Genomic DNA, 12,214 nt, shown 5'->3' with positions numbered 1-12,214 from the left:
ACGGGTGGAACCTGGCACCGGCCTGCCTCCACCCAGGGGTGGAGAGACCGTCGGGATCCAGCGAGCGCGGTGCGGTGCGCGGCACGCCGAGCGCCTCGGCCTGCCGGGCCGGAACCGTGCGCAGCCCGCTGAGCAGCCCGGCGAGGTCGGCCTCGCCGACGGCGGAGACGTCGTACTCGTCGGCCGTGCCGCCGGGCACCCGGGTGTCGAGGGTGTAGGCGAGGCCGGGCGCCCAGTCGCCGTGCGCGATGCTGGTCGGGACGGCGACGGGCACCTGCGGGCGGACCACCTCGCGCAGCCGCAGTTCGCGGCGGCGGCGGACGGAGGCCTCGCGGTCGGGCGCGAGGCGCAGCACATGGCGGCTGCCGACCCACCAGGTGTGCTCGCGGTCCTCCGTGACGGGCCGCACATCGGGCCCCCCGGTGTCGTCGCCGCCCTCCTTGAGCAGCGAGCGGACCAGTCTGCGGACGGTGTCCGCGGTGGGTGTCGGTGCCTGGGTCATGGGTGGTGCGTCGCCGTTCCGGGTGTCGTCGGGAGTGGGGCTGCTCCTCAGGTCTCTCACTCCACTATGACCATCTCACGGGTGGTGTTGTTGAGGCGGCGGCCGCCGCCGTCGGTGACCGTGACGATGTCCTCGATGCGCACGCCGAAGCGGCCGGGCAGGTAGACGCCGGGCTCGACCGAGAAGCACATGCCGGGCACGAGCGGCTGCTCCTCGCCCTCGATCATGTACGGCGGCTCGTGCGTGGTGACGCCGATGCCGTGGCCGGTGCGGTGGATGAAGTACTCGCCGTACCCGGCGTCCGTGATCACCGCGCGGGCGGCGCGGTCGACCTCCTGGCAGGCCACGCCCGGGCGCACGGCCCGGAAACCGGCCTCCTGGGCGGCGCGCACGACGTCGTGGACCCGGCGCTCCTCCTCGGTCGGCTCTCCGACGTGGACCGTGCGGGTGGTGTCGGAGCCGTAGCCGTCCTTGAGGCCGCCGAAGTCGAGGACGACCATGTCGCCGGGCTGGATGACGCGGTCGCCGACCTCGTGGTGCGGGTTGGCGCCGTTCGGGCCGGAGCCGACGATCGTGAAGTCGACCTGGGAGTGGCCGAAGCGGCGCAGCAGGCCGGCGAGGTCCTGGCCGACGTCGGACTCGCGGCGGCCGGCGAAGGGAACCTTCCGGATCTCCTCGAACGCCAGGTCGGCAGCCGCTCCGGCGGCTGCCAGGAGGTCGAGTTCGGCCGCGTCCTTCACCGCGCGCAGCATGGGCAGGGCGTCGGTCAGGGAGGCGTAGGAGGTGTCGGGCAGGGCCCGCTGGAGGCCCAGCAGGTGCATCGCCCAGGTGTTGTCGCTGATGCCGAACCGGCCGCGGTCGTCGAGGAGGCCGGCGGTGACGGCGTAGGGGTCCTTGCCGTCGGTCCAGTCGCGCAGGGTCAGCGCGGCGGCGCCGGGGGCCTGCTCGGCGTCGGGGGCCTCCAGGGTGGGCACGACGAGCACCGGGTCCCGGCCGGGCGTGAGGACCAGCAGGGTCAGCCGTTCCGTGACCGCGGTGGGCGTGTAGCCGGTGAGCCACACCATGTCCGGTCCCGGTGCCACGAGCAGCCCCGCGAGGCCGGCGTCGACGGCGGAGCGCACGGCACGCTCCATGCGGGCCCTGTGGTCGGCGGCGGTGAAGGGCGCGGGCGTACTACCGGTCATCCGGGCCTCCGGGGCGGGTGAGGAAACGGGTCGACGGTGTCTCGGGCAGCATCCTGCCCGCCCGTACAGACCCGCGCGAGCCGGTCCCCCGGACCGGCGTCCCGCCGTCCGCCGAGCGGGCACTCGGCACGGGTCCATGATGACGCGGGGGACGGATGGTGACCAAGGGGTTTCCCGGTGTGACCGGGGTTCGCGACGGGGCCGGGCCCGGATCGGGTCAGATCACCACTCCCGGGGTCACCGTCAACTGCTGATAGCCGCCGCTCGCGTGGCGCACGGTGAGGAGCACCGCCTCGCCGGGCCGGGCCCGTCCGACGGCTCGGGCGAGGTCGGCGGCGCTGTCCACACGGGCCGCGCCCCACTGCAGGACGACGTCCCCGCGGACCAGGCCCGCCGCGTAGCCGGGGCCGGGCACGTGCACGCCCACCACCAGGGCGCCCACCTTCTCCGCGTCGACGGCCTCCACGCCCAGGGCCGGGCCGGGACGGGTGGGGACGGGCGTCGGCGCGGCCGTGGGGGCGGCGCTGGCCGACGGCGCGGGCGGCGGGACCCGGTGCCGCAGCTCGGCGAGTCGGCTCATGCCGATCACGGTGGCGCCGACCGTGCCGATGCCGACGCCCGAGAGCACCAGCACGGTGCCGGCGCACAGGCCGCACAGCAGGGTCCACAGCCGCCGTCCCCGCCGGGGCGCGGCGTGCGGGTGGTGGGCGGGGCCGGGGGTGTCGTCCTCCCGCCGGTCCTGACCGGGCATCGGCTTGGGACGCAACGCAGTCTCTTCCATGGTTCGCTCGCCTCCGGTTGGTGCTCTACCCGGGGCGGCGGCCCGCGACGAGACACGAAAGGGTGAGACTGCCCGGAGGGTGACTCAGGGTAGTGGTAGCCGTCACGCCGGCGGGTTCGGCCCACCCTTGGCGGCGCGCACAGGGACGATGCCGTGCCGGAGCCGGCCACTCGCGCCACCGTGGAGGAGGCGACGGGGTGTGGCCCGGCCCCGTTCTTTCAGCCCGTGTGCCCCTCGCCGTGGCCGCCGTGCGCCCCGCCGTGGTCGAACTTCAGGGCCTCGGGCGGCATGACGACGAACGGCCGCATCATGCCCATGTCCTCGTGCTCCAGCAGGTGGCAGTGGTACATGAACCGGCCGTACGCGCCGTCGAAGCGGCCCATGACCCGCAGCATCTGGCCGCCCGGCACCCGGAAGACGTCCTTGTACCCCCGCTCGTTGGGCGCGAGCGGTATCTCCCGGCCGGCGTCGTACCGGATCGGGGTGCGGGTGCCGCCCACCGCCGGGTCGAAGCCGGAGACGTCGTACGCGTCCCGGCCCAGCAGCTGGAAGTCGGCCAGGTGGATGTGCATGGGGTGCACGATGGGTGCGAGGTTGAGGAAGCTCCACTGCTCGTGGCTGCCCTCGCCGATCGTGAAGCCGAGCCCGTCGTTGAACGTCCGCGCGGTGCGCCGGTACGTCTTCGTGGTGCCGTCGGGTCCGGTGATCTGGACGATGCCCTCGGCCGGGAGCGTCAGCCCGCTCGGGTCCTCCACCTCGGCCATCTCCCAGATCTCCGGGTGGCCGCCGGCTCCCTTGGTGGCGGGCGGGGTGAGCAGGACGAGCCGGTGGCCGTGCGGGATGTCGTGGGTGAGGCGGCGGAAGGAACCGGAGAGCACCTCGGGCAGTTCGAAGGTGTCCTCCGCGCAGCTCTCCCGAACCCGGAACTCCAGCACGGCCGGACAGGGCACGTCCCCGGCCGGGTCGGGCACCCCCGCCGGCTGGTTGGGGCCCTTGTTCACCAGCCGCAGGGTCCGCCCCTCGAGTCCGCGGAAGTCCACCAGCAGGTCGAACCGCTCGGCCGGCGCCGCGGTCAGGGTGGGCAGCTCCGCGTCGAAGTCCACCGGCACCGGGCGCGGCAGCAGTCCGCCGTCGCTGCCGATCTGGTGGACGATCCCCGGCACCGGCTGGTCGTCCTCGTCGATCAGGACGAGTTCGAAGATGCGCGCGTTGGAGGCGTTGACCAGCCGGAAGCGGTACCACGCCGGGTCCACCTCGGCGTACGGCCAGATGCGGCCGTTGACCGTGGTGTACGGGCCGGTGAAGGGTATGGAGACCGGCTTGCCCGTCTCCGGGTTGCGCTGCTGGACGATCACCGTCTTGTGCAGGAGCCGGCCGTTGAGGCGGCCGTCCTCGTCGGTGTCGATGTTGCGGTCGGCGACGACGAGCGGGATCTCCCGCTCCCCGGAGGGCAGGTGCAGGGCGTCCTCCTCGTCGTCCCGGACGAGGTAGGTGCCGTACAGGCCCGCCATCACGTTCCACCGGGTGATGTTCATCGCGTGGTCGTGGTACCACCACTGCACCGCCTGGTGGTCGTTCGGGTACTCCGACAGCTGGGCGTCCCCGTGGCCGACGGCGTTGTCCGCCCAGCCGTCGTTGCCGCCGCCGGTCTGCGCGCCGTGCAGGTGGGTCACCGACCAGGCGGGCAGCGCGGCGACGTCCTTGTTCGGCTCGACGCCCTCGCGGCCGGGCTCGGTGGTGGCCTGCGGGCGGCCGTCCGTGCGCAGCGGCACCTCCACCGAGGTGACCGGGTACTCGCTCTCCTTGGGGATGCGGTTGGTCCAGGCGATGCGGACGCGCTGTCCGCGGCGCACCTCGATGGTCGGGCCCGGCACGTGTCCGTCGTAGCCCCACATCAGGGTGGGGGGCAGTTGCGGATGCAGGCGCACCCAGGTCGGGCGCAGGGCGATCTCGGTCTCGCGCAGGACGTCGTCCGCGGCGGGCCGCAGGACCGGCGGAACGGTCAACGGCGCCATGTAAGGCGTCAGTTCCTGCTCCGCCGGTGCCTGCCCGCCCGTGGTCTGTCCGGTGGGCCGCTCGATGGTCTCGGTCAAAGTAGAACACCCCCGTGTGTTCTGGCTCTGTTGTTCCCCTTACTCCACAAGACTCCTGAGGATTCACCGAAGTTCCCTGAATGCCCGATTCCGTACGCGGAGATTTCCGGGGCGTCAGCCGAGCGACAGGGCGGGCGCGCGGTCGGGCAGGAAGCCGTGGGCGCGGCGGCCGAGCCATGCGGCCTTGTACCGGTCGACCTCCCGGTGCCAGTTGAGGATCCCGGCCAGCCAGTTGCGCAGGTCCTCCACGTAGGCGTCCATGAGCGCGCGGGCCTCGGCCGACAGGTCGAAGTCGTCGTACAGCACCGGCAGTTCATGGGCGGTCACGTGCTCGAACTGCTGCATGCGCTGGGTCATCAGGTCGTGGACGACGCCGAGCGCGGCCGGGTAGTCCACGCCGAAGAAGTTCTGCACGACCAGGATCGAGTTGTGGATCTCACCCTCGTACTCGATCTCCTTCTGGTACGAGAAGACGTCGTTGAGGAGGCAGGCGTAGTCGATGGCGGCGTTCTCCAGGGAGCGCACCGGGCCACTGGCGTACACCTCGGCGGGGATCGCGGGGCCGTGGCCCATCCGGCACAAGCTCAGGGTGAGGTCCGAGCCGAAGGTGGAACGCCGCATCTCCAGGTAGTCGACCGGGTCGGGGACGCGGTTCTGCAGCTGGTTGGACAGCTCCCACACCCAGCTCTCGGTCATCTTGTCCACGGCCGTCTTGAGGGTGCGCCGCTGGTCGGCGGTCATGTCGGCCGTGGTGCGCGTCCACAGGTCGATCAGCGCGCGTTCCATGGCGTCGGCGGGAACGATCGCCGGCGCGCCCTCCACCGCCATGCACCGCGACAGGCGGGCCGTCGTCAGCCGGGCGGCGGCGAGGTCCCGGCGGTGGCCGTACACCAGGGGGTAGTAGTCGTCGCCGTAGGTGCCCCAGGCGAGCCACTGCGCGCTGAGGTCGAGGGCCTCGGGGGTGGCGTCCGGGTCCAGGCCGGCGGAGCACAGCGCGAGGTCGTAGGCGGCGAGTTTGTCCTCGTCCCACACGCCCTCCTGGAGGACGCCCATCCGGTGACACCAGTCGACGAGGTTGCCGCGGGCCCGGTCCAGGTGCGGGCTGAGCCGGAGCTCGAAGGGCATGTAGAGGTCGGGGATGCGGGACGGGCCGACCTTCTGGTAGGGCACGTGGGAGTAGGCGCGCAGCCGGTCCTGTGCGGCGGAGGCGAGCAGCGCGCCGACGTCGGCGGCGGAGGTCCCGGGGCCGCTCGGCACCTGCCAGGGGGAACGGGAGCGCGCGCCCTTGTTCATGTAGCGGCTGGAGCGCATGTGCCACTCGTGGCCGCCGGACTGCCAGTCCTGGAGCCCCTTGGTGTAGGCGGCGACCGCGGCGACCTCGCCGGGCGTGAGGCCCTTCTCCAGGGCGACGGCGGGGACTTCGGTGAACGCGGTGTGCTCGAACTGGTGCAGCCGGGAGGTGAGGACGTCGTTGACGGTGTCGGCGGCCTCCTGGGTGGTGCAGCCGAAGAACTTCTCCAGGACCAGCACGCCGTTGCTGTTCTCGCCCTCGTCCTCGACCTCGCGCTGGTAGGAGAACAGGTCGTTGCGCAGGTGGACGGCGTCGGAGAACGTCTCCATGAGGACGCGCAGCGGACGGGTGCCGGCGACGGCGGCGGGCACCTCCGCGGTCGCGTACTCCACGAGCCCGGCGGACCAGGGGGCGCCGCCGACCTTGCGGCGCATCTCGATGTACTCGACGGGGTTGGCGATGCGCCCCTCGTTGATGTTGGACAGCTCCCACATCGACTCGTTGAGCAGGTGCTCGGTGGCGACGGAGAAGCGGCGCCGCCAGTCCACGGACATCGCGGGCACCGTCCGCGCCCACAGGTCCTTCAGTCCGGCCTCCACCGGGTTCTCCGGATCCGGCACGGGCGTGGCGAGGTCGAGCGGCATGAACAGCGGCAGGCGGTCCAGGTGGGCCTTTCCGGCGGCCCGGTCCTGGGTGCGCTTGAACATGTCCAGGAAGTGGTCGTCGAAGAAGAACACCCACACGTACCAGTCGGTGATCAGTGAGAGAGCGGGTCCGTCGCAGTCGGGATGGGTGTAGGCGCACAGGAGGCCGTAGTCGTGCGCCTCCAGGTCGGCCTGGTCCCAGATCCCGGAGCCTTCCAGCATGCCCATGTCGCGCGCCCACTGGGTGGAGTGGGCCCGGGCCTCGTCCAGGTGCGGGTTGAGCCGCGCGGGATACGGCATGTAGAAGTGCGGGAGTTCGAACGGCTGCGTCATGGCCGGGCCCTACCCGTGGCTCCGGATGCCCATCCACCCGGCGGCACATGATCACACCATCGCGTGAACCGCTCGCGAAACCTGGAACTCCGGTGGGGGGATGTGGCGTTGGTTCCCTTGCCGTGTCCGCGCGCGGGGGCCACGGTAGGCGCATGACCTCCTTCCTGCTGCCCCATGAGGTGCACGGTGACGGCGCCCACAAGGTGTTCGCCGTGCACGGCTGGTTCGCCGACCGCTCCGCCTACGCGGCCGTCCTGCCGGACCTGGACCGCACGTCCTTCAGCTACGCGCTGGTGGACCTGCGGGGTTACGGCGAGGCCCGGGACGCCGCGGGCTCGTACACGACGGCCGAGGCGGCCGTGGACCTGGTGGAGCTGGCGGACCGGCTCGGCTGGGAGCGGTTCTCGGTGGTCGGGCACTCGATGGGGGGTGCGGTGGCCCAGCGGCTGCTCGCCGTGGCCCCGCACCGGGTCCGCCGGATCGCCGGGGTGTCCCCCGTGCCCGCCTCCGGCATGCCGCTGGCCGGGGAGCAGGCGGTGCTGTTCACGGACGCGGCGCACCGGGCGGAGAACCGGCGCGCGATCATCGACTTCACCACCGGAGGCCGGCGGCCCGCCGCCTGGCTGGACCGGATGGTCGCCCGCTCGCTGGAGCGCAGCGACCCGAAGGCGTTCCGGGCCTGGCTGGACTCGTGGGCGGGCGAGGACTTCACCGCCGACGTCGTGGGCAGCGAGGTACCGGCGCTGGCCGTGGCCGGCGCGCTGGATCCGGCGCTGTCGCCGGAGGTCATGCGGCAGACGTGGCTGTCCTGGTACCCGCGCGCGGAGCTGACCGTGCTGCCGGGTGCCGGTCACTACGCGATGGACGAGACCCCGCTGGACCTGGTGCGTACGGTCGAGGACTTCCTGCGGGCCGACGGCGGACAAGACGCGGGCACCGCCCCGGCGGGCGGCGCGGGCGGGGCGGCGTGAGCGTGCCGGAGGCGCCGCCGGTCCCGGACGTCTTCGATCCGCGCCGGTACGCCGCCGGGGTGCCGTACGCCGACTACCGCGTGCTGCGCGACCACCATCCGGTGGCCTGGCAGGAGGAACCGGAGGTGCTGGGATGGCCGGCCGGGCCCGGGTTCTGGGCGGTGACCCGGCACGCGGATGTGGTACGCGTGCTGAAGGACGCGGGGACGTACTCCTCGTACGCCGGCGCGACCCAGATCCGCGACCCGGATCCGGAGGACCTGCCGTTCATCCGGCGGATGATGCTCAACCAGGACCCGCCGGGGCACGGGCGGCTGCGGCGGCTGGTGAGCCGCGCCTTCACACCGGGGCGCGTGGACCGGTTCGCGGCGGCCGCCCTGGAGCGGGCGCGCACGCTGCTCGCGGACGCCGTGGAGGCGGCGCGGGCGGGGGACGGCACGGTGGACCTGGTGTCCGCCGTCACCGACGAGTACGCCCTGCTGAATCTGGCCGATCTGCTGGGCGTCCCGGAGAGCGACCGGCGGCTGCTGCTGCGCTGGACGCAGCGGGTCATCGGCTACCAGGACCCGGACGAGGCGGGTCCGCCGGTGCGGGACGGGGCGGGCAGGCCGGTCGATCCGCGGTCGCCGGCGCTGCTGGCGGACATGTTCGCCTACGCCGGGCAGCTGGCCGCGTACAAGAGGCGGTACCCCGCGGACGACATCATGACGACGCTCGCCCACGACGCCGAACTCGCCGACGCCGAGCTGGAGATGTTCTTCTTCCTGCTCACCGTGGCGGGCAACGACACCGTGCGCGGTGCGGCTCCGGGCGGGTTGCTGGCGCTGGCGGAGCATCCGGAGGCGTACGAACCGCTGCGCGCCGGGAAGGTCGCCGTTCCGTCCGCCGTCGACGAGCTGCTGCGCTGGCATCCGCCCGTGCTGACCTTCCGCCGGACGGCCGTGCGGGACACCGAGCTGTCGGGCCGCGCGATCCGGGCGGGCGACAAGGTCGTGGTGTTCCACGCCTCGGCCAACCGCGACGAGCGCGTCTTCCCCGCTCCCGACCGGCTCGATCTCGCCCGCTCCCCCAATCCGCACGTCTCCTTCGGGGACGGCCCGCACGTGTGCCTGGGCGCTCACTTCGCCCGGCTGCAACTGCGGCTGCTCCACGAGGAGGTGCTGCGCGTCCTGCCCGGTCCGCCGCGTCTCGCCGGGCCGGCCGGGCGGCTGGTGTCGAACTTCATCAACGGCATCAAGACACTGCCGGTGCGCCTCACCTGACCGTTCTCACACCGTCCCCTTGGGGTCGGTCTGGATCAGCGCGTGCGTACCGCTCGTCCGCCAGCTCTGTCCCTCGGCCGCCACCAGTTCGGCCTCGGTCGGCGCGGACAGGCCGGTGATCACATCGGACTTGAGGGTGCGCAGCGCGGCGACCGGACCGGGGAAGTACGCGGTCGTCTCCCGGAAGGGCGTGGTGGGCGGCCAGAGCCGGTCGCCCACCAGGCGGCGGTAGTTGAGGTCGCCCTTGACGATGGTCAGCGTGGCCGCGGCGAACTCGGCGCGCAGGTCGTCCGGCATCGCGGCGTAGGGCAGCGGGGCACAGGAGAAGGGGTGGGTGCGGACGGTGAGCCGGCCGTCGGCCATGGCCGCCCAGAGGGCGCTCCCGTACTCGGCGGCCGTCCCGCGGGCCGCGCGCAGCCGGTGCAGCGCGTCGACCACGTCGGCGGTGGTGGCGTCGGAGACGTAGTACGGGTACGGCTTGACGTGCAGCACCGCCCGCGCGGTCCGGCCCTCGGCGAGGAGATGGGCGATCAGCAGGAGATCGGGGACGAGTTCGCGGCCCGCGTTGTCCGCGACGAGCACGAGCGTGCCGGTCCCGCCGGGCGGCAGCAGCGACCAGAGGGTCTCGCTGTCGTCGGCGACCAGCGCGGGGGCGGGCTCGCGGGCCTGGGTGCCCACGGCGGAGAGCCGGAATCCGAGGTCGGCACGGTTGCCCCAGAGCGAGCCGTGCAGCAGGGCGCGCGCCCGCTCGTCCCCCGGCAGGTCCCGCAGGCCGTCCAGGGCGGCCAGTTCCTCGTCGGTCTCCGGGGCGTCGAGTTCGGCGCGTTTGAAGGGGCGGAAGGGGTCGATGCCCTGCCAGGCTCCCGGTCCGAACCAGCCGACGGCGTCGAGCAGCCGGCGGTAGAAGTAGCTCTCCGCCCACAGCCAGGGCACGTCGTACCAGGACCGGCCGGTGTACTCGCCGAGGCCCCAGTCGTGCCACCGGTCGCGGTCCGGGGCGTTCGTGGGAAGCGGTTCGACGGTCCCCTCGGTGCAGCTCTTCAGCAGCTCGTCCAGTGCCGTGTGCCGCTCCGGGCCGTACGGGAAGGCGTTCCGTACCTGCCGGATGATCGCGGGGTGCCGTTCGGCCAGCACGCTGTGCGGGAACGAGCCGGGTTCGTTGCCGAGGATCACGGGTGCGAAGGGGATGTCGGGCATGTCCGTCACCGTATCGCGGGCGTCAGGCGGTGCGGATCTCCCGCTCCAGCTGCGTGGCGAGGCTGACATAGCGGGGGCGGCGGTGCACCGGGACGAGTCCGCGGATCATGAGGTGCCACATCTCGGCGACTCTGCGCGGCAGCCGTCCGGTCGGTTCGAGCGAGCGGCCCGCGACGCGGGTGCCGATGAAGAAGCAGACGAGGGAGTGGGCGACGACGCCGACGTCGAGATCGCCGTGCACGTCGGCTTCCCTGACGGCTCCGGTGAACTTGCGGGTGGCGAAGTCGAGCCACTCGGTGAACGGGTGCCGCAGCGGCGGCCGTACGGCGATGTCCGCGGTGGCCAGGCGCAGTCCGGCGCGCGGCACGGGGTCCTCCACGGCGAGCCGGGCGATCCCGAAGGTGGTGCGCATCAGGGCCTCCAGCGAGGAGCAGCCGCGGCTCTCGACGTCGGCCACGAGCTGCCGTGCGGCCTTGGCCTGGAGTTCCAGGATGGCGTGGGCCAGATCCTCCTTGGCGGCGAAGTGGAAGTAGAGGGCGCCCTTGGTGACCTTCGCGTGTGCGACGATGTCGCTCAGGCTGGTGGACTCGTATCCGTGCCGGTCGATCAGTTCGGCGGCGGCCGTGATGATCGTCGCCCGGGTCTGTTCGGCACGTAACTGCCTTGGCATCCTGGGACCCCCTCCTCGCGCTGAAAAGAACAGGCCATGCGGTTTGTTTCTGACCCGTTGCATACGATAACTCACCGAAGGGCAACGGGAGTCCGGCGGACCACGCGCGCGGCACGGCACGTGTCATCGCCCCGCTCGGCGCCGGCCGGGTGCTCCGCACCCCTTCAACGGGCGAGACCTCATCGGTGTCCCCTTCGTCGCCGGCCGGTGTCCGGCAGCCTCGGGGCGACGGGTGCCGCCCCATGATCGCCACGATACGAGGCGGACGGCCGACTCCTCAATGGGATGTGGAAGCAGGCGCAAAACAGCCGAACCGGTCGGTGCTTTCGCGCCCCCCACGCGCGGGTGCGCCGGACCGTCTGAACGCGGCGGCCCGCGGGGCCGTACTGGACGCCGCAGACCCCGTTCCCGCGCCCGCCGAGGAGACGCCCGGATGACTCGGACGACACGGACGACCGCCCGCCTGAGCGTCAGGACGGCCGCCGCGGCGGCACCGCTCCTGCTCCTGCCGTGGGCGGCGGGGTCTGCCCAGGCGCACGGGGCCCCCACGGACCCGGTCAGCCGGGTGTACGCCTGCTCACCGGAGGGGGAGGCCACCGGGACGCCGGCCTGCCGGGCGGCGATCGCGGCGAACGGCGGCCCGTTCACCGCCTGGGACAACCTGCGTGTGGCGGGGGTGGCGGGCCGCGACCGGCAGGTGATCCCGGACGGCAGACTGTGCAGCGGGAACCTGCCGGCGTACCGGGGCCTGGACCTGGCCCGGCGGGACTGGCCGGCGACACGGCTGGCACCGGGTGGCCGGCTGACCCTGACCTACGCGTCGACCATCGCGCACGCGGGCACGTTCAAGCTGTACCTGACCAAGCAGGGTTACGACCCCTCGCGGCCGCTGACGTGGTCCGACCTGCCCGCGCACCCCTTCGCGGAGGTCACGGACCCGCCGCTGCGCGAGGGGGCGTACCACGTGAACGCGACGCTGCCGAGCGACCGGACGGGACGTCAGGTGCTCTACACCGTCTGGCAGAACAGCAATACGCCGGACACGTACTACGCGTGCTCCGACGTGGTCTTCCCGGAGCGCGGCAAAGCCGCCGGGGCCGCGAGGTCCACTCGGCCGGCACCGACGGCCAGTTCACCGGATGCACCGGCCTCCGCGCCGGCAGCGGCTTCGTCCAGGCCGAGTTCACCGGCGGCGCGTACGGCCGACCGAGCCGGCGCAGGCGCCGACAGGGCCGGGGCCGCCGTCGGCGACGGGACCGCGGTCGCACAGACGACGCACGGCGGCT

The 12,214-nt window shown here is 72.9% G+C and carries 10 protein-coding genes; 3 read left to right on the top strand and 7 right to left on the bottom strand.

Going from position 1 to position 12,214, the window contains the following annotated elements; genetic code table 11:
- The 5 genes from ABZV94_RS36365 to cyc2 all read right to left on the bottom strand — a co-directional run.
- Positions 1 to 502: phosphotransferase (locus ABZV94_RS36365; RefSeq protein ID WP_356348364.1), on the bottom strand; the 502-nt coding region annotated here is incomplete at its 3' end.
- A gap of 56 nt (positions 503 to 558) precedes the next feature.
- The gene (locus ABZV94_RS36360) at positions 559 to 1,686 is read right to left on the bottom strand and encodes an aminopeptidase P family protein (RefSeq protein WP_356348362.1); all 1,128 of its coding nucleotides are present in this window, start codon (positions 1,684 to 1,686) and stop codon (positions 559 to 561) included.
- 217 nt (positions 1,687 to 1,903) lie between these two features.
- Positions 1,904 to 2,467, bottom strand: a complete 564-nt coding sequence (locus tag ABZV94_RS36355) for a PDZ domain-containing protein (protein ID WP_356348360.1) — start codon at positions 2,465 to 2,467, stop codon at positions 1,904 to 1,906.
- Positions 2,468 to 2,685: 218 nt separating this feature from the next.
- Positions 2,686 to 4,560 (bottom strand): O-aminophenol oxidase PhsA, encoded by a 1,875-nt coding sequence (phsA, locus tag ABZV94_RS36350; RefSeq protein ID WP_356348357.1) that lies wholly within the window; start codon positions 4,558 to 4,560, stop codon positions 2,686 to 2,688.
- 114 nt (positions 4,561 to 4,674) lie between these two features.
- A complete protein-coding gene (gene cyc2, locus ABZV94_RS36345; protein WP_356348355.1) occupies positions 4,675 to 6,828 on the bottom strand; it encodes a germacradienol/geosmin synthase Cyc2 in 2,154 nt (717 codons plus the stop codon).
- 152 nt (positions 6,829 to 6,980) lie between these two features.
- Between cyc2 and ABZV94_RS36340 the strand changes: the two genes are divergently transcribed.
- Together ABZV94_RS36340 and ABZV94_RS36335 are read left to right on the top strand one after the other, a co-directional pair.
- Complete coding sequence (locus tag ABZV94_RS36340; protein ID WP_356348353.1) at positions 6,981 to 7,799, top strand: alpha/beta hydrolase; 819 nt, start codon at positions 6,981 to 6,983, stop codon at positions 7,797 to 7,799.
- Complete coding sequence (locus tag ABZV94_RS36335) at positions 7,796 to 9,061, top strand: cytochrome P450 (protein WP_356348351.1); 1,266 nt, start codon at positions 7,796 to 7,798, stop codon at positions 9,059 to 9,061. Before ABZV94_RS36340 ends, ABZV94_RS36335 begins: the two co-directional genes overlap by 4 nt.
- 6 nt (positions 9,062 to 9,067) lie before the next feature.
- Here ABZV94_RS36335 and ABZV94_RS36330 read toward each other — a convergent pair whose 3' ends face one another.
- The gene (locus ABZV94_RS36330; protein WP_356348348.1) at positions 9,068 to 10,258 is read right to left on the bottom strand and encodes a damage-control phosphatase ARMT1 family protein; all 1,191 of its coding nucleotides are present in this window, start codon (positions 10,256 to 10,258) and stop codon (positions 9,068 to 9,070) included.
- A 22-nt stretch (positions 10,259 to 10,280) separates the two neighbouring features.
- The gene (locus ABZV94_RS36325) at positions 10,281 to 10,928 is read right to left on the bottom strand and encodes a ScbR family autoregulator-binding transcription factor (protein WP_356348345.1); all 648 of its coding nucleotides are present in this window, start codon (positions 10,926 to 10,928) and stop codon (positions 10,281 to 10,283) included.
- A gap of 433 nt (positions 10,929 to 11,361) precedes the next feature.
- On the opposite strand from ABZV94_RS36325, the gene ABZV94_RS36320 reads away from it, so the two are divergent.
- A partial coding sequence (locus ABZV94_RS36320; RefSeq protein WP_356348343.1) for a lytic polysaccharide monooxygenase occupies positions 11,362 to 12,214 on the top strand: 853 nt, incomplete at its 3' end.

Origin of the sequence: Streptomyces sp. NPDC004658, from assembly GCF_040609555.1 — a bacterium.
Classification (GTDB): Bacteria; Actinomycetota; Actinomycetes; order Streptomycetales; family Streptomycetaceae; genus Streptomyces.
Note: the sequence above shows the minus strand (reverse complement) of the source record. Positions and strands in the feature narration are given on the sequence as shown.